Source organism: Pararhizobium sp. LjRoot238, from assembly GCF_964252955.1.
Lineage (GTDB): Bacteria > Pseudomonadota > Alphaproteobacteria > Rhizobiales > Rhizobiaceae > Pararhizobium.
In genome coordinates this window covers 1,782,434-1,803,016 of sequence record NZ_CAXUPP020000001.1, presented here as the reverse complement: position 1 = coordinate 1,803,016, position 20,583 = coordinate 1,782,434, and the positions used below count along the sequence as shown (strand labels likewise).

Annotated in this window: 17 protein-coding genes and 1 pseudogene; 3 read left to right on the top strand and 15 right to left on the bottom strand. The window is 59.4% G+C overall.

Annotated features, from left to right (window positions below; translation table 11 throughout):
- Positions 1 to 7: 7 nt before the first annotated feature.
- The gene (locus ACSQ3F_RS08815) at positions 8 to 3,238 is read left to right on the top strand and encodes an efflux RND transporter permease subunit (RefSeq protein ID WP_436099865.1); all 3,231 of its coding nucleotides are present in this window, start codon (positions 8 to 10) and stop codon (positions 3,236 to 3,238) included.
- 82 nt (positions 3,239 to 3,320) lie between these two features.
- Here the strand turns inward: ACSQ3F_RS08815 and ACSQ3F_RS08810 are convergent, their stop codons facing one another.
- The 7 genes and pseudogenes from ACSQ3F_RS08810 to ACSQ3F_RS08780 all read right to left on the bottom strand — a co-directional run bounded on the left by ACSQ3F_RS08810 (position 3,321) and on the right by ACSQ3F_RS08780 (position 10,847).
- On the bottom strand, positions 3,321 to 5,108 hold the full coding sequence (locus ACSQ3F_RS08810) for a methyl-accepting chemotaxis protein (protein ID WP_436099864.1): 1,788 nt from the start codon (positions 5,106 to 5,108) through the stop codon (positions 3,321 to 3,323).
- A 525-nt stretch (positions 5,109 to 5,633) separates the two neighbouring features.
- A pseudogene (locus tag ACSQ3F_RS08805) lies at positions 5,634 to 5,912 on the bottom strand (family 20 glycosylhydrolase); the annotation flags it as partial.
- 48 nt (positions 5,913 to 5,960) lie between these two features.
- Positions 5,961 to 6,437 carry a GNAT family N-acetyltransferase gene (locus ACSQ3F_RS08800; RefSeq protein ID WP_436099863.1) on the bottom strand — a complete coding sequence of 159 codons (477 nt, stop codon included), beginning with the start codon at positions 6,435 to 6,437 and terminating at the stop codon, positions 5,961 to 5,963.
- Positions 6,438 to 6,672: 235 nt separating this feature from the next.
- On the bottom strand, positions 6,673 to 7,428 hold the full coding sequence (locus ACSQ3F_RS08795; protein ID WP_436099862.1) for an ABC transporter ATP-binding protein: 756 nt from the start codon (positions 7,426 to 7,428) through the stop codon (positions 6,673 to 6,675).
- Complete coding sequence (locus ACSQ3F_RS08790) at positions 7,422 to 8,492, bottom strand: FecCD family ABC transporter permease (RefSeq protein ID WP_436099861.1); 1,071 nt, start codon at positions 8,490 to 8,492, stop codon at positions 7,422 to 7,424. The genes ACSQ3F_RS08795 and ACSQ3F_RS08790 overlap by 7 nt, the downstream gene beginning before the upstream one ends.
- Entirely contained in the window at positions 8,492 to 9,634 is a 1,143-nt protein-coding gene (locus ACSQ3F_RS08785) for an ABC transporter substrate-binding protein (RefSeq protein ID WP_436099860.1), read from the bottom strand. Before ACSQ3F_RS08785 ends, ACSQ3F_RS08790 begins: the two co-directional genes overlap by 1 nt.
- 76 nt (positions 9,635 to 9,710) lie before the next feature.
- Complete coding sequence (locus ACSQ3F_RS08780; protein WP_436099859.1) at positions 9,711 to 10,847, bottom strand: ABC transporter substrate-binding protein; 1,137 nt, start codon at positions 10,845 to 10,847, stop codon at positions 9,711 to 9,713.
- Positions 10,848 to 10,972: 125 nt separating this feature from the next.
- Here ACSQ3F_RS08780 and ACSQ3F_RS08775 point away from each other — a divergent pair, with 125 nt between their 5' ends.
- Positions 10,973 to 11,779, top strand: coding sequence for a class I SAM-dependent methyltransferase (locus ACSQ3F_RS08775; RefSeq protein ID WP_436099858.1), 807 nt, complete (start codon positions 10,973 to 10,975; stop codon positions 11,777 to 11,779).
- A 60-nt stretch (positions 11,780 to 11,839) separates the two neighbouring features.
- Here the strand turns inward: ACSQ3F_RS08775 and ACSQ3F_RS08770 are convergent, their stop codons facing one another.
- The gene (locus ACSQ3F_RS08770; RefSeq protein WP_436099857.1) at positions 11,840 to 12,193 is read right to left on the bottom strand and encodes a hypothetical protein; all 354 of its coding nucleotides are present in this window, start codon (positions 12,191 to 12,193) and stop codon (positions 11,840 to 11,842) included.
- Between the two features lie 485 nt (positions 12,194 to 12,678).
- Here ACSQ3F_RS08770 and ACSQ3F_RS08765 point away from each other — a divergent pair, with 485 nt between their 5' ends.
- A complete protein-coding gene (locus ACSQ3F_RS08765) occupies positions 12,679 to 13,200 on the top strand; it encodes a tetratricopeptide repeat protein (RefSeq protein WP_436099856.1) in 522 nt (173 codons plus the stop codon).
- 217 nt (positions 13,201 to 13,417) lie between these two features.
- Here the strand turns inward: ACSQ3F_RS08765 and ACSQ3F_RS08760 are convergent, their stop codons facing one another.
- From ACSQ3F_RS08760 to ACSQ3F_RS08730, 7 genes are all read right to left on the bottom strand, one after another.
- Complete coding sequence (locus ACSQ3F_RS08760) at positions 13,418 to 13,990, bottom strand: hypothetical protein (RefSeq protein ID WP_436099855.1); 573 nt, start codon at positions 13,988 to 13,990, stop codon at positions 13,418 to 13,420.
- A 116-nt stretch (positions 13,991 to 14,106) separates the two neighbouring features.
- Positions 14,107 to 15,411 (bottom strand): AAA family ATPase, encoded by a 1,305-nt coding sequence (locus tag ACSQ3F_RS08755; protein ID WP_436099854.1) that lies wholly within the window; start codon positions 15,409 to 15,411, stop codon positions 14,107 to 14,109.
- Positions 15,412 to 15,427: 16 nt separating this feature from the next.
- A complete protein-coding gene (locus tag ACSQ3F_RS08750; RefSeq protein WP_436099853.1) occupies positions 15,428 to 16,375 on the bottom strand; it encodes a type II secretion system F family protein in 948 nt (315 codons plus the stop codon).
- Between the two features lie 7 nt (positions 16,376 to 16,382).
- The gene (locus ACSQ3F_RS08745) at positions 16,383 to 17,336 is read right to left on the bottom strand and encodes a type II secretion system F family protein (protein ID WP_436102085.1); all 954 of its coding nucleotides are present in this window, start codon (positions 17,334 to 17,336) and stop codon (positions 16,383 to 16,385) included.
- A gap of 5 nt (positions 17,337 to 17,341) precedes the next feature.
- Positions 17,342 to 18,793 (bottom strand): CpaF family protein, encoded by a 1,452-nt coding sequence (locus ACSQ3F_RS08740; protein ID WP_436099852.1) that lies wholly within the window; start codon positions 18,791 to 18,793, stop codon positions 17,342 to 17,344.
- A 19-nt stretch (positions 18,794 to 18,812) separates the two neighbouring features.
- Entirely contained in the window at positions 18,813 to 19,352 is a 540-nt protein-coding gene (locus ACSQ3F_RS08735; RefSeq protein WP_436102084.1) for a L,D-transpeptidase, read from the bottom strand.
- A gap of 65 nt (positions 19,353 to 19,417) precedes the next feature.
- Positions 19,418 to 20,560 carry a pilus assembly protein gene (locus tag ACSQ3F_RS08730; RefSeq protein ID WP_436099851.1) on the bottom strand — a complete coding sequence of 381 codons (1,143 nt, stop codon included), beginning with the start codon at positions 20,558 to 20,560 and terminating at the stop codon, positions 19,418 to 19,420.
- Positions 20,561 to 20,583 lie beyond the last annotated feature (23 nt).

Genomic DNA, 20,583 nt, shown 5'->3' with positions numbered 1-20,583 from the left:
TCGCGCCATGAATATCTCCAGGTTCTTCATCGATCGCCCGGTTTTCGCGGGCGTTTTATCTTTCCTCATCTTCCTTGGCGGTCTGATCGCCATGACGATCCTGCCGATCTCCGAATATCCGGATGTCGTGCCACCGTCCGTCGTGGTGCGCGCCAACTATCCGGGCGCCAACCCCAAGGTGATCGCCGAAACGGTGGCAACACCGCTGGAGGAATCGATCAACGGCGTCCAGGACATGCTCTACATGAGCAGCCAGGCGACCACCGACGGCCTGATGACGCTGACCGTCACCTTCAAGCTCGGCACCGATCCGGATCAGGCGCAGCAGCTCGTCCAGAACCGTGTCAGCCAGGCTGAGCCGCGTCTGCCCGAGGAAGTGCGCCGTCTCGGCGTCACCACCGTCAAGAGCTCGCCCGACCTGATGATGGTCGTGCACCTGACCTCACCCGAAGGCCGCTACGACATGACCTATCTGCGCAACTATGCGCTGATCAACGTCAAGGACAGGCTCGCCCGCATCGACGGTGTCGGACAGGTGCAACTGTTCGGCTCAGGCGACTATTCGATGCGCATCTGGCTCGACCCGCAGAAGATGGCGCAGCTGGGCTTGTCGGCATCGGACGTCGTCAACGAAATCCGCGCCCAGAACATCCAGGCCGCCGCCGGCGTCATCGGTTCCTCGCCCAATCTCGAGGGCGTCGACCTGCAGCTTTCCGTGAACGCGCAGGGGCGCCTGCAGAGCGAGGAAGAGTTCGGCGAAATCATCATCAAGACGAGCCCGACCGGCGCGATCACGCGGTTGCGCGATGTCGCCCGCATCGAGCTCGGCTCAGCCGAATATTCGCTGCGCTCGCTGCTCAACAACAAGCAGGCCGTCGCCGTCCCCGTCTTCCAGGCGCCCGGATCGAACGCCATCGAGATCGCCGATCAGGTCCGTACCGTGATGAAGGAGATCAAGGCAACGATGCCGCAGGATGTCGACTACGAGATCGTCTACGACACGACGCAATTCGTGCGCGCCTCGATCGAGGCCGTCATTCACACGCTGCTCGAAGCCATTGCGCTCGTCGTCATCGTCGTCATCATCTTCCTGCAGACATGGCGCGCCTCGATCATCCCGCTGATCGCCGTTCCCGTGTCAATCGTCGGCACTTTTGCGATCATGCAGCTCTTCGGCTTCTCGATCAATGCGCTCAGCCTGTTCGGGCTGGTGCTTGCTATCGGCATCGTCGTCGACGACGCGATCGTGGTCGTCGAGAACGTCGAGCGGAACATCGAGAATGGTCTTGCCCCACGGGAGGCAACCTACCGGGCAATGTCCGAAGTCTCCGGCCCGATCGTCGCGATTGCGCTGGTGCTCGTCGCCGTTTTCGTGCCGCTTGCCTTCATCTCCGGCCTCACCGGCCAGTTCTACAAGCAGTTCGCCCTGACGATCGCCATTTCAACCGTCATCTCGGCCTTCAACTCGCTCACCCTCTCCCCGGCCCTCGCCGCTCTTCTGCTGCGCGGCCATGATGCGCCAAAGGATCGCCTGACCCGGATCATGGATTTCCTGTTCGGCTGGTTCTTCCGTGGTTTCAATGCCGTCTTTTCGCGCGGCTCGCGGGCCTACAGCACCGGCGTCAAGGGCGTGATTTCGCGCAAGACGCTGATGATGGGCGTCTATCTCATCCTCATCGGCGCGACCGTCTTCTTCTTCAAGGCCGTACCGGGCGGCTTCGTGCCACCTCAGGACAAGCAGTATCTGGTCGGCTTCACCCAGTTGCCGGACGGCGCTTCGCTTGACCGGACGGAGGAAGTGATCCGCCGCATCAGCGACATCGCGCTCAAGGTGCCTGGCGTCGAAAACGCCATCGCCTTCCCCGGCCTGTCGATCAACGGCTTCACCAACTCGTCCAACGCCGGCATCGTCTTCCTGTCGCTGAAACCCTTCGAGGAGCGCACGACACCGGATCTTTCGGCCGGCGCGATTGCCGGGCGGCTGAACCAGGAACTGAGCGTCATTCAGGACTCCTTCAGCGCAATCTTCCCGCCACCACCCGTCCAGGGTCTCGGCGCGATCGGCGGCTTCAAGCTGCAACTGGAAGACAAGGCGGGCTTGGGCTACGAGGCGCTGGACGGAGCCGTGAAGAGCTTCCTCGCCAAGGCCTACACCGCGCCCGAACTGGTCGGCCTGTTCTCCAGCTATCAGGTCAACGTTCCGCAACTCTATGCCGACGTCGACCGCGCCAAGGCCCGCCAGCTGAATGTTCCGCTGACTGAGATCTTCAATACGCTGCAGATCTATCTCGGCTCGGTCTACGTCAACGACTTCAACAAGTTCGGCCGCACCTACTCCGTCCGCGTCCAGGCCGATGCGGCTTATCGCGCGCAGGCCGAGGATATCGGCAAGCTGCAGGTTCGCTCGAATTCCGGCGAGATGATCCCGCTATCGGCAGTGCTGAATGTCAGCTCCACTGCCGGGCCGGAACGGGCGATGCGTTACAACGGTTTCCTTTCGGCCGATGTCAACGGCAACACGGCACCGGGCTATTCCTCCGGCCAGGCGCGCGCCGCCGTCGAACGGATCGCAGCGGAAACCCTGCCCGCAGGCGTCAGCTTCGAATGGACGGAACTGACCTACCAGGAGATCATCGCCGGCAATACCGGTGTGCTGATCTTCCCGCTGTCGATCCTGCTCGTCTTCCTGGTGCTGGCTGCGCAGTATGAAAGCCTGTCCCTGCCGCTATCGATCATCATGATCATCCCGATGGCGCTGCTGGCTGCCCTTGCAGGCGTCTGGCTGACGGCGGGCGACAACAACGTCTTCACCCAGATCGGCCTGATCGTGCTGGTCGGGCTGTCGGCGAAGAACGCCATCCTGATCGTCGAATTCGCGCGCGAACTGGAATTCGAGGGAGCCACACCCTTCGATGCGGTGGTCAAGGCCAGCCGCCTTCGCCTGCGCCCGATCCTGATGACGTCTATGGCCTTCATCATGGGCGTGGTGCCGCTCGTCACCTCGACCGGGGCCGGCGCGGAAATGCGCCACGCCATGGGTGTCGCAGTGTTCTCCGGCATGATCGGCGTGACGCTGTTCGGCCTGTTCCTAACGCCGGTCTTCTACGTCGTGGTCCGCGCGCTTTCCGGCAACAGGCCATTGAAGATAACCGGGGCGCACGTAGCTCCCGCCGAGACGGCCACCGTGACGCAGTTGCACACACAGCCAGTCCTGCCTGGGCTGGAAGCTGCGGAATAACAGCTCTTCACCGACCCTCACACAAAGAGCGGCGCCGCAATCCTGCGGCGCCGTTCCCTTTTATCGATTCGACTGCGCCGGCTCAGAACTCTTTCCAGCTTTCCTGGGTGGGAGTAGCGCTCCCTGAAAACGCCCGAATGACCTGCCCCGCCATCTTGCGCGCAGGCGATGCGACTGGCCGAGGATAATGGCCGGTATCGACTGAGCGCGGCGATGAGCCCCGCTGTCCGACCTTGAACTGGCCCAGAAGAGCAAATAGCGCTTCCGCCTCGCGCGCGAGGCTGTGGCTCGCGGCAGTGGATTGCTCGACCATCGCGGCATTCTGCTGCGTGCCCTGATCCATCGCATTCACCGACTGGTTGATTTCCTTCAAGCCAGTCGCCTGTTCCCGCGCACCTTCGACGATGGCGATGACGTTGGTGTTGATTTCCTGAACCTGCTTGACGATTTCCTCCAGCGCCCTGCCGGTTTCGCCCACTAGCGAGACGCCGCTCTTCACCTGTTCACCGGAAGCGTTGATCAGAGCCTTGATTTCCTTGGCGGCCTTGGCGGAGCGCTGGGCAAGCTCGCGGACTTCCTGGGCGACGACGGCAAAGCCCTTGCCCGCGTCGCCGGCACGCGCGGCTTCCACCCCGGCATTGAGAGCGAGAAGGTTGGTCTGGAAGGCGATGTCGTCGATCACGCCGATGATGTTGGAGATTTCGCGCGACGAGTTTTCGATCTGCCCCATCGCCGTAATGGCACTGCGGACCACGGCGCCGGATTGCTCGGCGTTTTCGCGGGTAGCGGCAACAAGATTGCCGGCATCCTCGGCCCTGCGGCTGGAATCGGCCACCGTCGTCGTGATCTCCTCCAGCGCCGCGGCGGTTTCCTCAACGGCTGCGGCCTGCTGCTCGGTCCGTTTTGACAGATCGTCCGCCGCGGAGCGGATTTCTGTCGAGCCCGCCGCAATAGCTTGAGCGTTGGCGCCGACCGACTGCATCGCCGAGCGCAGCTTGGACACGGCATCATTGAAATCGTGCCGGACCTTTTCCATCGTCGGGACGAACGGCCTGTCGAGGCTTTGTGTGAGATCACCGTCGGACAGGTCTTTCAAGGCCGCGGCAAGCATCGCGACTGCCCCCATGCGCTCGGTCACGTCGGTCGCGAACTTTACGACCTTGAAGACCTTTCCCTTGTCATCGACGATGGGGTTGTAAGCTGCCTGAATCCAGATTTCCTTGCCGCCCTTACCAAAGCGCAGGAACTCGTTGGCGGCGAATTCGCCGCGTCCGAGCCGCTCCCAGAACTGCCGGTATTCCTCGGTCTGCACATAGGCCGGGTCGCAGAACATGCGGTGATGCTTGCCCTGGATTTCCGACAGCTGGTAGCCAAGCGCACCGCAAAAATTCTCGTTCGCCGTCAGGACCTCGCCTACCGGCGTGAATTCGATGACCGCCTGCGAGCGCGAGATGGCGGCCAACTTGCCGGCATCTTCCGTCGCCTTCTGCTTGGCAGAGGTGATGTCAGTCGCGAACTTCACGACCTTGTAGGGCTTGCCGCCGCGGAAGACCGGATTGTAGGATGCCTCGATCCAGATCTCCTTGCCGCTCTTGGCGATGCGCTTGTACTGGCGTTTGTCGAATTCGCCGCGACTAAGCCGCGCCCAGAATTCGCGATAGTCCGCGCTCGCCACCGCCGTCGGATCGACGAAAATCCGGTGATGCTTGCCTTTTATCTCCGAAAGCTCGTAGCCCAGGGCCGCGCAGAAATTCGGGTTGGCATTGAGAATATTGCCTGTGAGATCGAATTCGATAATGGCTTGGGATTTATGCATCGCGGCAAGGATGGCGGCGGCATCGCCACCAAAGCGTGGGAAAAGTATGCTCATGAAACGCCTCCTTCGGCATCTGATCGGTTCCGGCGCCATTGAGGCGCGATAAAATGCTCATGCGCCGGCCGGTCAGAGCCCCGAATGCCGGTGTGTTTTGATTTTCTCTTGTGGCCTTTAGACCTGACTACAGCGGTCCCCGCACGCACCGGGCCAGCCGCGAGACAATCAGGCTTCTGAAAAGCGACATGCCGGATAATTTCCCGGCCGGCGAACTCGCGTCATGCGAGAATATAAATAAAGTTCACACTGCAACTATTAGTGTTATATCTGAAGGAACGATTAACGCTTTGACGATTTTTACTCGGGTAACACCACAAAGGGAGATCCGAAAATATCGAGATTTTGAGTTTTTCTGATCAGATGCATGATTTTTCCCAATCACGATTGTGAATACTGATCAAAATTTGCAAATCCGAAGATATTCTCCTGGATTGGCGCTTGGCGAAGCTCTCTACTGTCAGTTAGCAAAACTACACGTTTTAATTGTCCTTGCGTGCTTCCGGTGAAGAAAGCAGCGTGAACCTATTGCTCGGAATAGACGCCGTAAAGGATCGGCATCAGGCCGACCAACGCCTCGAAACGCTCGAAGGACTTGCGCTTCGGAAGCGTCCAGCCGGTTTCGGCGAGTGCCGACAGGCGGGGGAATACGAGCCGGTCGAAGACACCGCGATCGGTCATCGGCTCCGACCATGCCTGGCTGTTGGCCATGTCGAGATAATAGATCTGCCCCGGGCAGACGACCATATCGTACCCGTCGCCCGCAAGCGCAGCTGAGGCTTCGACCGTGCGCCAGCCGAAAAGCAGGCTGCTTTTCTCCGCAATCGTCATGATCTCACCCCAGGGACTATGTCAGTCGGCGCTCTTAAGCAGGCCGGCATAGACGCCGGGCGCGGAATTCGGGATCGGCGTGGCGCCCACGGTGCGCTCGTAGAATGCGGATGGCCCGACATCGCCGATGATCGCGTAGCCGTAACCCATCGTCTTCAGGTCCAGCAGACAGGCCAAAAGCAGCGCATGACCTGTGCCCTCGCCGCGCGCCGCCTCATCGACGCCCGTCGGCCCGAAGAAACCGCGGGCGATCGATTCGTGGCAGGCAAAACCAATGAGCTTTTCAGCTCGGGTCGCGAGAAAGCAGGTGGGCGGCTGGCGGGCAAAGGCGACGGTGGTCTCGCTCGCCCAGCCGGAACCAAACTTTTCCCGCACCCAGCTGGTCACCAGTTCGAGTTCCGGCGCAAGCGCCCGCCGGATGGTGACGCCCGCTTTTTCCATCCGCGCGTCGAGACCGGGAACGGGCTTAACCATCGAGAGGTTGACCAGATAGTCCATGTTGAACCTTTTACGATCACGCTTGGCATGGGCCAAGAACACAGGCCGATGCTCGACCTCTACATTAAGTCAAATACATTGACTTAATGTAGAGGGAAAAACAAAGGCACGTCAACTCACCTTCGGCGGTTGGCCAAACCACAACAGCCTAAATTTTGTCGGTGCAGAAAAGCAACCGGCGCCGGAGGGGCGCCGAAGGTCACTGAGGATGGCGGCTCCCGCCTTCCTTTGGCGATCAAACGATAGAGCTATCCACGATCACCAGTGGTTTCCCCTGGGAGCAGGCTTCGAGTCGTGCCTCGACCCGGTAGATGTTACGCAACATGCTTTCCGTTATGACATCGGCCGTCGGACCGCTTGCGGCCATTTTGCCGTCGGCGATGACGATGGTGTTGTCGCAATAGCGAAGCGCATGATTGAGATCGTGCAGCGCAATCAGCACCGCCATGCCCGATCGGGATGCCAGTGCCTTCATGAAACCCAGCACTTCGATCTGCCGGAAGAGATCGAGAGCCGACGTCGGTTCGTCCATCAGAAGAACCTCGGGCTTGCGAACGAGCGCCTGGGCGATCGACACCAGTTGGCGCTGCCCGCCGGACAGTTCGCCGAGACCGCGAAAGGCAAGATCGTCGATCCGGAGTGCCTGCAGAACGTTGTCGATGTCCGTCAGATCCCGGTCGTGAACCTTCCAGCCGGTTCCCTGCTTGGCTGCCAGCAAAATCGATTCGTAGACCGTCAGGACCGCATTGGCACCGGTGTCCTGCGGCATATAGCAGATCGTTTCCGGACCCTTGTCGGTATCGCTGAGATACACGGTCCCCGGCCCGGAGGTGAGGCCCGCGATACGCTTGAAAAGCGTGGATTTGCCGGCCGCGTTGGGCCCGATGACGGCGGTGATGACGCCACCGGCGAGCACGCCGGTATCGACGCCGGACAGAACGACGTGCTTGCCGTATTTGGCGCCAAGCCCCTCGAGTGCCATGCTTACCATGATCGCCTCCGATTGCTGAAGATGAGCACAAAGAAGAAGGGAACACCCACAAGCGCGGTGATGACGCCGATCGGCAGAATGGCGCCGGGAATGATCGTCTTCGACACGACCGAGGTCGCAGACAACAGCAGCGCACCGCACACGAGCGAGGCCGGAAGAAAGAAACGTTGATCCTCGCCGACCAGCATGCGCGCAATATGCGGCCCGACCAGACCGACAAAGCCGATGGTACCGACGAAGGAAACCGGGATCGCGGCGAGAAGGCTGACCAGCATCATCGTTTCGAGGCGAAGTCCGCGCACATTGATGCCGAAGCTCGCTGCCTTGTCGTCGCCGAGCCGCAGCGCCGTCAGCGCCCAGGCGCGGCGGGCAAAGAGCGGAACGGCAAGCAAGAGAATGGCGCCGGTCACCCAGACCTTGGCCCAGGTCGCCTTGGTGAGACTGCCCATGGTCCAGAAGACGACGGCAGCCAATGCCTGCTCCGAGGCGAGATATTCAAGCAGCGAGAGCAGGGCATTGAAGGTGAAGACAAGGGCGATGCCGAGAAGAACGATGGTCTCGACAGTGACGCCACGCATGGTCGAGGCGAAATGAATGAACAGCGCCGCGACCATCGCCATCAGGAAGGCGTTGATCGGCACCATGTAGTGGACAGCGACCGGGAAGATCGCGACTCCGCCGACAAGCCCCAGCGCCGCGCCGAAACTCGCAGCCGCGGAGATGCCGAGCGTGAACGGGCTTGCCAAGGGATTGGCGAGGATCGTCTGCATCTGCGCGCCGGCGACCGAAAGCGAAGCACCGACCGTGACCGCCATCAGCGCGATCGGCATACGGATATCCCAGATGACGACGCGCAACTGGTCATCGACCGATGCCGGCTGAAACAATGCCCTCAGAACATCCGAAAGCGCGTAATTTGCCGGCCCGAGCGCCATATCCACTGCGACACTGAGAAACAGCGCCGCAACAAGACACAGGATCAGGACAATACGGCGAAAGGCAAGGGCGCGGTAACGCCCGCCCCCCGCCGCGTCAATGGGCTGCTGCGCGAGGACCAGGGTCATCACATGTCTCCCGCTTCAAGGGAAACAAAATAGCCCGTGCGATAGGCGACCGGCAGGAACTTCTCATGGAAATCCCTGAAGGTTTCCTCCGCGTCGAGATCGGCGAAAAGCTGCGGATGGAACCATTTGGCGAATTGCTGGATTGCGACGAAGTCGTAAGGGTTGCCGTAGAACTGGTGCCAGACGGCGTGGACCTGGTTCTGCTTCACCGCCTTCAGGCCTGGAAAGGCGGGCCGTTGCATGAGATCGGCAAGCCTCTCGCGCGCCGCCTTCGGATCAGCTCCCGGTCCGACATTGACGAACTGGTTGATGTCGGATTCCGCCGCCCAGTTGGCCCCGGTCACGATGACATGATCCGGGTTTGCCACGACGAGCTGTTCCGGATTGAGATCGCCGAATGTCCCCGTGATCACGTCGGAACCGATATTGTGCCCTCCGCCAAGCTCGACCATCCGGCCGAAATTGACCGGCCCGAATGTGCGGCAGCAGGCGAGATCGCCGGAAATGCCCGGCGAGCGCTCGATGAACACTTTCGGATAAGCAGGCTTTGCCTCAGCAAGCCGGTCCGTCACCCGCGCGATCTGCGCGCGGCGATAGTCGGTCAGGTCCTTGGCCTTCTGCTCGGCACCGAAAATCTCGCCGAGCAGGGCGATGCTGTCTTCGGTGTTCTTTTCCGGATCAACCCGGAAGTCGAGATAGACCACGGCAATGCCGACGGCTGCGGCCTTCTCGACGAGCGAGGCCTCTTCGGCCGCCTTTACTGATTCCAGATTGAGCGTCAGCACGTCCGGCTTGAGCGCGATGGCGGCTTCCAGATCGAAGGTACCGTTGCCGACATAGCCGAAGCGCGGCAGCTTCTCGATGTCGGGAAAGCGCTCGTGATAGCTCACATAGGTGTCCGCGTCCTTCTTCAAGAGATCGTCACGCCAGCCGACAATCGTCTCGAATGTTTTGTCGCCTTTGAGCGCCGCGATCACATGGACCTGCCGGGCTTCGCCCAAGAGGACACGTTTGGCCGGCAGGTCCAGCTCGACCTTACGGCCGGTGACGTCGGTAATGACGGCCTTTTCGGCCGCAGCCGGCCCAACGGCGAGGCCGATAAAGCCGGCAAGCGCAAGAATAGCGATGTTCAGAGTTTTCATTGCCCTGCCCTTCGAAAAACAATTTGGCAAATGCAATCGGGGCGGAAAGCCCGCCCCGTGCCGGTTATCCTTCCGATCAGCCTGCAACCGCGAGCGAGGCGAAATAGCCGGGCTTGTAGTCGACGGGCAGGAAGCGCTCGTGCAGTTCCTTGAACGTGGCGTCCGGATCGAGATCCTTGAACAGCTCCGGATGCAGCCACTTGGCAATCTGCTGCACCGCGACGAACTGATAGGGATTGTTGTAGAACTGGTGCCAGATGGCGTGGACATTGTTGTCCTTGACCGCCTTGACGCCGGTGAACGCAGGACGCTGCATCAGGTTGGCAAGCTTGCGGACCGATTCCTTCGGATCCGCGCCCGGGCCGACGCCGACCCAGTTGCCGCCGGGAACATAGAGCTCCCAGTTGGCGCCGGTGACGATGATCTGGTCCGGATTGGAGGCGATGATCTGTTCGGGATTGACAGTGCCGAACGTGCCCGGAATGATGTCCTTGGCCATGTTGGCTCCACCGGCGAGCTCGACCATCTTGCCGAAATTCTCATTGCCGAACGACATGCAGCAATCGTCGGAATAGCCGCCCGCGCGCTCCATGAAGACCAGCGGTTTCTTCGCATCGGCCTTGGCCAGCACGTCGGTGACGCGGGCAATCTGCTCGGCCCGGAAGGTGATGAATTCCTCGGCCTTCTCCTGTTTGCCGAACAGCGTGCCGATGACGCGCATGCTGGCCTCGGTGTTTTCCATCGGCTTTTCGCGGAAGTCGACGTAGACGAGCGGAATACCGACCTTGCCGAGCTTTTCGATATAGCCGGCCTCTTCGGTCGCGGTCTTGGCATCGATGTTCATGATGATGACGTCGGGCTTCAGAGCGACGGCCTGCTCGATGTCGAATGTGCCGTCCTTCATGCCGCCGAAGGTCGGCAGCTTGTCCATTTCCGGAAACTTGGCAAGATATTCATTGTAGCCGTCGAGATCGGCTTTCTTGAAATCGTCGCGCCAGCCAACAACGCGGCTGAACGGCGCGTCCGTATCGAGAGCGGCAACGAAATAGATCTGCCGGCCTTCGCCGAGAATGACGTGCTCGACCGGGACGCTGATTTCGACATCGCGGCCAGTCACATCCTTGATGGTGACTTTCTCACCGGCAAAGGACGAGCCGGAAAAAAGCGCGCAGAAACCCACGGCGGCCAAGGCCACCCTACCGAACACATTCATTGTCATCACTCCATCGGGGAAACTGGGGCGCTTTTAGTATTTCATGATATTGACAGTCAAGTTTTATCTTTTAGAAGGATTCCAGGAAGTTACTTAACCTGCACGGCGCAATCCGGGACCTGACGATGAGCAATACCGAAAGACTGACGAACTACGACCTGCGCGCCGAGATCAAGGCATACTGGTCCGAACGGGCCGCCACCTTCGACCAGTCGCCCGGCCACGAAATATTTTCGGAGGACGAACGGGCAGCCTGGCACCAGTTGCTCCTCCGGCACCTGGGCTCCGGCGACGGGCGGGCCGCGCTCGATCTTGCCAGCGGCACCGGTGTCATTTCGCATCTGATGGACGATCTCGGCTTCCGGGTAACGGGAATGGACTGGGCGGAGCCGATGATGGAGCGCGCCCACGCCAAGGCAAAGACCCGCAAGCGCAGCATCAGCTTCCGCCTGGGCGATGCCGAGAACACGATGGAGCCCGACAACGCCTATGACGTGGTCATCAACAGGCACCTCGTCTGGACGCTGGTCGATCCGAAGGCGGCATTCGCCGAATGGCTGCGCGTATTGAAACCGGGCGGAACGCTGCTGATCATCGACGGCGACTTCGTCAGTTCGACACCGTTGGAGCGGCTGTTCTCCAAGCTCGCCGCTCTTAGCCAGCGGCTCCGCATCCTGAAGAGCGATCCGGTGCAGGCGTCAGCGGCAATGATGGATACGCATCGCGGCATTCTTTCTCGTGTCTATTTCTCGCAAGGTGCACGCGCCGAAGCGGTCGCCGGTCTCCTTCGGCAGAGCGGCTTCGACACCGTGACCATTGATACCGATCTGGCCAGGATCCATCGCGCGCAGGCTAAACATTGGAATCTGTTCAAAGGCCTGGCCCGAGGCATCCAGCACCGCTACGCGATCAGAGCCACTAAGGCTGGCTGAACAACGCTTTCCGGGCACGATGAAAAGGTTTCATCATCCGCCCGGCATTGTCGGTCCGGATTATGTGCGAATGCGCCGGATCATCGCGACGTGTGAACAAAGACAAGCAAGGAATACGAAAACAAGCAGCGCCGTCCCGAGCAGTGAATCCGTTATCTGCAGCATCGACCAATCACCGCGCAGCACCTGCGGCAGAGAAAAGCCGGAAAGACCGGCCTGCGCGTTTGTCACCCGGACCATGGCAAGCGCAGTTACGATGAGCGCGACATGCGCGTGAATGAAGCCCGTCTTCGGGTATCGCTCCGGGCGTATCGCAAGGTAGGTGCCGAAAAGCGCCGCAAGCGTTAGTATCGTCAAAGCACTCCAGAACGCGATGCCGGGAACGGCCAGAAGCAGAGAGATGGGTCCACGCATCACCGGGAGTATCGTCATATGGAGCCACCATGCCCATGCGCTTGAGGGATAATTCGTGAGCAGAACCATACTGATGAGAAAGATCGCCGCCAACGCATAGACGGCTGATGGGCCTAGTCGTATGAGTGTTAGAATCGGGTTTCGCATCTGCTTCGCTTCCTCTCGCCCCAAGCCGCAGCCATACCAATCGAAACAATATATGAGATGACGCTTACCTGTGGATTACCAGACTGTCGCCACGTGGATCAGGACTATGTATCGCACAAGCCTGCTACACTCTCGAAAAAATCACGCTTCACCTCAAGAGAGGTCGCCGTGCCGTTGAGCTATGTTGCAAGAGTGACACTATACAAGCGCGACATGTGTCTCTTTAATGCGACTCACTCGGTCAATTCTTTCTTTGTTAGCATTTTTTCATCAGGATTTACCGTGAGCACATGCTTATGCACCGCTAAGATATCTGAAAGTTGGGGGAATGAATGGTAATGTTTCAGATCACATCAAGGATCAGATGCCTTACGTTATTGCTCGCCGGTTTCGCGACATTGGCCGGATGCCAGTCTTCAAGTCTCGAAGACATGTCCGCTTTTGGCGATAGCGCAAAGACCGTCGAAGATGATTCGGCTGTGGCCTTCTACAAGAACGACGAGTTGATAACGACGGGGAAGCTTCAATTCCAGGAAAAGAACTACGGAAAGTCATACGCAATTTACAAACGGGCAGTTGCAGTCTTTCCCCAAGATCCAGCGGCATGGCTAGGCTTTGCGGCATCGTCCGATATGATCGGCCGGTTTGACAGCTCCGACCGCGCTTATCTGCAGCTCTCGCGGATGATCGGCAACACGCCCGTCTATTACAACAATATCGGATACTCCCATCTCTTGCGTGGTGAACTGCCCAAGGCAAGGCGTTATTTCCTCAAAGCCTACGAACTCGATCCCACCAACGAGACGACGGCCCGAAACCTTGAACTGATGAAGAACAGCGTGCATGTCGCGCAGCGATAGAAACGCTTGACGCTCGAAGATGTGTTGATGCGGGGTCGACGCGGCGAAAGGGAGTTCGCGCTGCGGCTCCGCCGTGGAAAACACGTCGAAAAATGCGCCCCGTAGAAGGCACATCGCGAACTTTGCTGTCATTGCGGGATAAAATCGCGCAGCAAAAGGCGCCGCAGTCACCTATCGCGTCCGAAAAGACGCACGCGCTGTGGCGCAAATCCTGCGACTATTGCACTTTCCGAAGAATCAGTTTGCCTTCCGGCGAGACCGATCGTTCATAACGCGGTAGGTCAGAAACTGAAACGCCTTGGGCGTCGATCGAGGCCAGGCTGTCGTTCGCAATCCCGCGACGAACCGATACCGCACCAAAGGAGGGCTCGAGATACTGCGTCACTTCCTTACCGGGTGCACTCAAGATCTGTGCGCCGCCGGAAGCAAACACGCCTGACCGCATTCGGCCATCCAAGTCCGCCACGTCTTTCTGCAGGCTCTCCACATGTTGCCGAATGATTGCCATGTCGTCGGCCTTTGCACCCTTGGCGATAGTATGCGCCTGCTTGTCGATCTGCGCCTTCAGGCCATCGATCGACAGCTTGAGTGAGGCAAGCGTCTCGCTGCTTTCGCGCACATCGGCGGCATTCTTCGCGGTGTAGAGCAGAATGCCCGCATTCAACGGAAGAAGCATCAGCGCCATTGCGATGAACGGAGCGCCTTTCGAACGCGGCGGCTCTTTAGCCGTTTGCTCGCTACGCGGCCTTGGGCCATCCGATTCGACATCGACATTTGCAATGCTGGTCATCGACGTTACTCCCCGCGAATCAGGCCTTGGCCCTCCTCGTATGCTACAGCAGTTTCTCAGGAATTCCTTAATATCCGCCTATGCCGTTGCGATGATCATGTCCCACCGGCACCTCCCTAATCCAGCGTGAACACCCCGTCCCACGCCCGTTCCAACATCTCCAGCGATGCAATCTTGGGCATTGCGTTAAATTCGCAATAGGACCCGATGAAATCCAACAGGTACTTAGGATGATAGCAGGACGCCGGCAAGTTGCAATTGTACCTGCGATCATAGAACAATTCCAAATCACGATGATCTGTTTCAACCGAAACGCTGCCCGCATACGACTGGAAGATCCGGATATAGTCGTCCCGAGACGGGTTATTCACAAATATTTTGTACTTGAGACGCCGCAGGCCTGCCTCATCGGAGAGGTCCTTTGGGGCGATATTGGTCGAGAAGACGACAAGTTGATCGAATGGAACCTTGAACTTCCGCCCCGTATGCAGCGTGAGGAAGTCATACCCGCGTTCGAGCGGCACGATCCAACGGTTGATGAGCGCCTGTGGCGCGACTTGCTGGCGGCCAAAATCGTCGATGATGAAAACGCCGCCTGACGCCTTGAGATGCATGGGAGCTTCATAGACCGTCGAGCCCTCGCTGAAGGTCAGGTCCAGTAGGTCGAGCGTCAGTTCCCCACCCGTCTTGATGACCGGCCGACGGCACTCGATCCATCGTTGATCCACCTTCGGGTAAGGCTTTTCCGCCGCGCCGACGGCGGGCCGATGCACAGCCTCGTCATAGAAGCTGATTACGTGACCGCTGACTTCGATGGCATAGGGCACCCAGATCGACTGAAGAAACAGTCGTGAGCTCCGCTCTGCAATGCTCGTCTTGCCGTTGCCGGGCGGTCCGTAGAGCAGGATGGAGAGCCCCGAATTCATTGCCGGGCCAAGTTTCTCGATCAAGGATTGCGACAACACCAAACCTTCGAGGCTCTCGATCAAACGCGCATGCGTCACGCGCTCGTCATGGATGGACTGCAATCCGATCTGTCGGCAGAAGGCATCCAGGGACACCGGGGCCGGCCCAATATATTGTGATTGCCGTAATGCCTGATGCGCATATTCCAGACCTTTGGTCGAAAGCGCATACCGAATGTCGGATCTGACGTCCTCTCCCGCCAGGCCGCGCGCCTCGAGGAATGCAAGCTTCACCAGTTCCTTGACCAGGAAATTTATCAGCACTTTCGGCAGCTTCATCCGGCCGGCCAGATGCGATGGCGTGACGGTATCCTGCTCGGCTGCGCATTTTGCCGCCAGTCTCAACATGAACGACAGTTCAAGCCCGGTCTCCTCGAGGCTTGTCGGCGCCAGCGGCATGCGCGGATCGAGCGCCAAGGCGACGTCTTCACGATCTTGATCCAGGGAATACTGCATGTTGACCTCGCTGTGTTTATCCACCGGGCGTCAAGCCGATGAGAAGACTGACGACACGGGCGACAACGGGCACGAGCACGATGATGAGGCTGACAGGAAACAGGAAGCCCCCGAGCGGCAGCAACATCTTGATCGGCAGGGCGTTGGCCTTTTCTTCGGCTCGCACGATGCGAAGATCGCGCATTTCCTTGCTGTAAACCCGCAACGTCTGCGTAACGCTCGTTCCGAGTTCCTCCGATTGGCGGAACAGTACGGAAAGCGCCCGGGCCTCGTCTATCCGCAATCGTGTCGCAAGATTGGCCAATGCATCCCGCAGGCGGCGCCCGCCTCGGACTTCCAGCATCATGATGGAAAGATGCAGGCCGAAATCCTGCCGTTTGCTGACGAATTCCCGTGCGACCCGGTTTGCCGCCGCCTCGACGCTCATACCGGCGTCCAGACAGACGATCAGCATGTCCATGAAATCGGGAAAGAGACGCCGGTACTCCCGCTCCTTGGCTTGGCCGCGCCGGTCGATATAGATATTGACCAAAATGAAGGTGATGCCCGCGGCAAACATCGCGATGAGCAGGGTCGACAGCCGCGACATCTCAGGAAAGAAACGGTCGACGGTCCAGACGGTTGCGACCAGCACTGCGACGCATGTCAGCGCGCGGATCATTTGGAAAGTCGTGACCGCGCTGGCACTGAAATATCCGGCACGAATCAGGCGGTTCTGAGTGGAATTGGCATTCGCGTCGCGCCGGGTGATCTCGAAATAGCGGCGAATCAGACGATTTTCCGCCTCGCCAAGGTCGGCCATTGTCGCATCGCCAAAATGGGATTCTTCGCCCGCCGCCTGCGCCGCCGTTTCCGATAGCCGGACACCGACTTCGCGCCGCCGGAAAACAAACTCCGAAGCGGCGGCGGAAAAGATCAGCACCGAAAAAAACACGACGAGGTATATTCCATATTCACCGAACATCGCAGCCTCAGTATTCGAAGTTAACCATCTTGTAGAGAATGATATTTCCGACTGTCATTATGCACAGCAACACGGCAACGACGGTCGGTCCGTAACCGCTGTCCCAAACCGGATCGAAGTAGGTCGGCGAAATCGCCTTGATCATTCCGTAGAGAAGGAATGGATAGATCGACATGAATATCGCCGTGATCCGTCCCTCTGACGAGATCGCCTTGACCTTCGCTCTCAGCATGAACCGGTCACGCAGCGTCTTCGAGAGGTTTTGCAGGATTTCGACGAGATTGCCGCCGGTTCCGGCCTGCACGCTCAGCGATATCGCCAACAGGTTCAGATCTTCCACACCGACGCGGTCTGCAAGGTTGACGAGCGCATCCTCCAGCGCCACGCCATAGGTCAGTTCATCCGATAGCAGACCGAATTCGGAGCCGACGGGATCGGGCATTTCGCGCGCGACGAGAGCAATCGCCGAAGGCAGCGGATGCCCGGCCGCGAGGCTGCGAACAGCAACGTCAAGCGCCTCGGGGAGTTTCTGGGTAAATCTGCGCATCCGGCTCGCGCGAACCCGCCAGATGACGAGGACAGGAGTGAGAAAGCAGACCGCCACGAAGATCGGAATCCGGATCAGATTGCTCGGTACCAGAAACTGAACGACCAGCCAGACGACCAGTGCGCCGGCTATTGCATAGAGCACAAATCGCTTCGCATCGAACTTGATCCCCGACTGCGTATAGAACTGCCGGAGCCGCTGCATCAGCGGGAGCGATCGCCAGTTTTCGTCAACACCGCGCTCTTTCAGCATGTCGCGGTAGGTCTTGCGACGATCGACGCTTTCATCAAGCAGGCTTAAACGATGGTTCACCGCCCTGTGGCGTTCGGATGTGCTGAAGTAGCCGCGCAACAGCGCTTCGGCGGAAATCAGTGCCGCGATGAAGACGGCGCCATAGACAAGGAGCAGGGTCAGAGACATCAGCTAGCCCGCCCTGTTTGCAAAGGTGTCCCGGGATCGAAGATCGCTGCCGGGACGATGATGCCGAGTTCCGCGAATTCTTCAACGAACCGGGGGCGAAGGCCAGTAGCGCGGAATTCCCCGCGAATGCGGCCATCGTCACCTGTGCCGGTTTTCTTGAATTTCATAATCTCCTGCATCTGAACGACTTCGCCCTCCATGCCGGTGATTTCGGAGATCGAGACGACCTTGCGCGTGCCATCGCTGAGCCGCTGAACCTGGACGATGAGCGAGATCGCAGACGTGATCTGTGAACGGACGCTGAGCTGGGACATCGGCATGCCGGCCATGCCGACCATCTGCTCGAGGCGGCCGACGGCATCGCGCGGGGTGTTGGCATGAATGGTCGTCATCGATCCCTCGTGACCCGTGTTCATCGCCTGCAGCATGTCGAAGGCCTCCTCGCCGCGCACTTCGCCGACGATGATGCGATCCGGACGCATGCGCAGCGCATTCTTCAGGAGCTCGCGCTGACGAATCTCGTTGCGGCCGTCAAGCGTTGGCGGCCGGGTTTCCAGCCGCCCGACATGCGGCTGCTGCAGTTGGAGTTCGGCCGCGTCTTCGATGGTGATCAGACGCTCCCTCGGGGAGATCTGCGACGACAGGGCATTGAGCAACGTCGTTTTGCCCGAGCCGGTGCCGCCCGAGATGATCATCGACACCTTGCCTTTGACCGCAGCACTCAGCAGGATGCGCATCGCGTTGGCCATGGCGCCGTATTCGACCAGACGCTCCAGCGTCAGTGGCGATCGCGTGAACTTGCGGATAGAAACGAGCGGCCCGTCGACCGAGATCGGCCGGATGGCGACGTTGACGCGCGACCCATCCTTGAGGCGGGCATCGACCAGGGGGGTCGATTCATCGACGCGGCGCCCGACGGCGGAGACGATCTTGTTGATCACGCGCAGCAGGTGGTCTTCATCCTTGAAACGGACGGCCGTGCTCTCGAGCTTGCCACCCCGCTCCACATAGACGCTGTTGTGACCGTTGATCAGAATATCGGCGATCGTATCGTCGGTCAGCAGCGGCTCGATCGGCCCGAGCCCCAGCATCTCGTCCGTGATGTCATGGATCAGATCGTTGATTTCCTTGGCATTGAGCGGGAAATTGTTCTGCCGGATATAATCCTTGACCAACGGCCGGATCTCGGTGGCAATCTCTTCATTGTCGAGCATGTCAAGAATGCCGAGATTGATGCGGTCCAACAGATAGCGATGCAGGTTGACCCGCTCGGCCACCATATCCCGGCCGAGCGCTGTTTCCTCTCCGGCCGTCACAGGCCCGCCGACCGCCTGCAGTTGCGGCAGGGGCGCCTTCCCTGCCGCATTCGTGGAGAGATCGGCAATCTCCGAATGCTCTTCGCTTTCCGTCTGCCGCTGCTTGTAAAAACGTCCGATGAACCCGTTTGTCATCAGCTTCCCCCCTGTTCGACTATTTCACAATCACCGTGGCTCCGACTTTCACCCGGCTATAGAGATCGATGACGTCGGCATTGCTCATGCGGAAACATCCCGAGGACGCGAATCCGCCGACCGTCGACTGATCGTTGGTTCCATGAATGCGATAGAGCGTGTCGGCATTTCCCCGGTAAAGATAGATCCCGCGGGCGCCGAGCGGATTGAACGGGCCGGCGGGCACAAGCTCGGGAAGGTCCGGTGCGCGCGCCTTCATCTCGGCCGGCGGCCGCCAGTCCGGCCATTCGGCCTTGTGACCGACCTTGACGACGCCGCTCCAGCGGAAGCCATCGCGACCGACGCCGATCCTGTAGCGGATCGCACGGTTGCCGGCGACGACAAGATCGAGCGTCCGGTCCCTGCTGACGATGACGATCGTGCCGGCCGGATAGTTTTGCTCGGTGGTCACCATGATGCCCGTCGTTGGCCCCAGGTTTCGCGGCACCAGCCCACTCGCCAAAGTTTGCGTCGAAGCGGCTGCGAGCCAGAAAGACGCCGCAACCACGATCGCCCGCATCATTCGGCGGAGCGACGCCCCGTTGCGACGCTGTGCCTCTGGTCCGTTGCTGCCGTTGCGCCACTTCATTTAACGAGCGCTCCCAGCTTGCTGACCGAGCCGCAGAAACGCGAACGCGCATTGACTTCGAACGGCAATACGCCGCGGTTCACCGCCTCGTTCAGCGTATCCCAATCATCGGCAATGATATGCGCGCGGATATCCTTGAAGATCTTGTCGACCTGCTGGCGGCGCACACCAAGGCTGAAGAGCTTGGTGCGGTATTTATTGATGACGATAAAGATCTGGTCCGAATTGCCGCGCAACCGCACCAGATTGAGAAACAGATCCTTGGCTTCGTGAAGGGCGGGGATCGTCATTTCGGTGACAATGCAGATACTGTTGGCAGATCCCAGCACATCATCTTTCCATGGCGTGTTGTAATAGGGGATATCGAGGACCGTGTGATCGCTTTCGAAGGCCGCGACATCCAGCATCCGCAAGACGAGTTCGGCGCCCTTGGGCAGCAAAAGCACCGACGGTTGCTTGAAAGACAGCAGAGAAAAACCGCCCGGATGGCGTTTGCGCACGAGATCGATGAATTCGAGATCGACACGCGACGGATTGGCCATGATGGGCTTCAGATCGTAGTCATTGACAAGGTTGAGATAGTAGCCAAGCGACCCGGAGGAAAAATCCATGTCGAACAGATCGACGCGCGGCGTGGAATTTTTCGTCGGCTGGGCCAGCACATGCGCGAGTGAGGAAGCAATCACACTGGCGCCCGCGCCGCCAACGGCAGAGACGACCGCGTGGACCCGGCTTTCGCTGGCCCCCGCGGTCGGCGCGTAGGTCGAGATCATATCGATCAGCGAGCGGCGTTCGAGCGGCTTTTTTAGCCAGTCATTGCCGTTCAAGCGGAACAGCTGCCGCAACATATCATCGCGCAGGTCCTCGGAGACGACCACCAACGGAGTATTTCGATGGCTGTTGCGGAAGGTAAACAGTTCCGGATGGCTCAGCATCTCCCCATCGTCGACATCCAGCACGATCAGATTGAACTGCGCCACGTCGATCCGTCCTGCATCTCTGAGCGCCGTCAGAGCCATATGGCGCACGTCGTAGCGCGAAAGCGAACCGAACGTATCGAGCATGAAACTCGCAGCAGCCGCGTCATCGGAAAGAACAAGGATTTTAGTGGATGCTACAAAATTTATATGAGCTGTCATCTCGCTTTACCACGCAATATTAA

Bases quoted from the DNA above. Each gene is read 5' to 3' on its own strand.
- ACSQ3F_RS08780 (WP_436099859.1), bottom strand. From the start codon at position 10,847: ATGAATGTGTTCGGTAGGGTGGCCTTGGCCGCCGTGGGTTTCTGCGCG.
- ACSQ3F_RS08810 (WP_436099864.1), bottom strand. From the start codon at position 5,108: ATGAGCATACTTTTCCCACGCTTTGGTGGCGATGCCGCCGCCATCCTT.
- ACSQ3F_RS08750 (WP_436099853.1), bottom strand. From the start codon at position 16,375: ATGTTCGGTGAATATGGAATATACCTCGTCGTGTTTTTTTCGGTGCTG.
- ACSQ3F_RS08755 (WP_436099854.1), bottom strand. From the start codon at position 15,411: ATGCAGTATTCCCTGGATCAAGATCGTGAAGACGTCGCCTTGGCGCTC.
- ACSQ3F_RS08770 (WP_436099857.1), bottom strand. From the start codon at position 12,193: ATGCGTGGACCCATCTCTCTGCTTCTGGCCGTTCCCGGCATCGCGTTC.
- ACSQ3F_RS08795 (WP_436099862.1), bottom strand. From the start codon at position 7,428: ATGGTAAGCATGGCACTCGAGGGGCTTGGCGCCAAATACGGCAAGCAC.
- ACSQ3F_RS08775 (WP_436099858.1), top strand. From the start codon at position 10,973: ATGAGCAATACCGAAAGACTGACGAACTACGACCTGCGCGCCGAGATC.
- ACSQ3F_RS08785 (WP_436099860.1), bottom strand. From the start codon at position 9,634: ATGAAAACTCTGAACATCGCTATTCTTGCGCTTGCCGGCTTTATCGGC.
- ACSQ3F_RS08815 (WP_436099865.1), top strand. From the start codon at position 8: ATGAATATCTCCAGGTTCTTCATCGATCGCCCGGTTTTCGCGGGCGTT.
- ACSQ3F_RS08790 (WP_436099861.1), bottom strand. From the start codon at position 8,492: ATGACCCTGGTCCTCGCGCAGCAGCCCATTGACGCGGCGGGGGGCGGG.
- ACSQ3F_RS08760 (WP_436099855.1), bottom strand. From the start codon at position 13,990: ATGACCAGCATTGCAAATGTCGATGTCGAATCGGATGGCCCAAGGCCG.
- ACSQ3F_RS08800 (WP_436099863.1), bottom strand. From the start codon at position 6,437: ATGGACTATCTGGTCAACCTCTCGATGGTTAAGCCCGTTCCCGGTCTC.
- ACSQ3F_RS08730 (WP_436099851.1), bottom strand. From the start codon at position 20,560: ATGACAGCTCATATAAATTTTGTAGCATCCACTAAAATCCTTGTTCTT.
- ACSQ3F_RS08765 (WP_436099856.1), top strand. From the start codon at position 12,679: ATGTTTCAGATCACATCAAGGATCAGATGCCTTACGTTATTGCTCGCC.
- ACSQ3F_RS08740 (WP_436099852.1), bottom strand. From the start codon at position 18,793: ATGACAAACGGGTTCATCGGACGTTTTTACAAGCAGCGGCAGACGGAA.
- ACSQ3F_RS08735 (WP_436102084.1), bottom strand. From the start codon at position 19,352: ATGCGGGCGATCGTGGTTGCGGCGTCTTTCTGGCTCGCAGCCGCTTCG.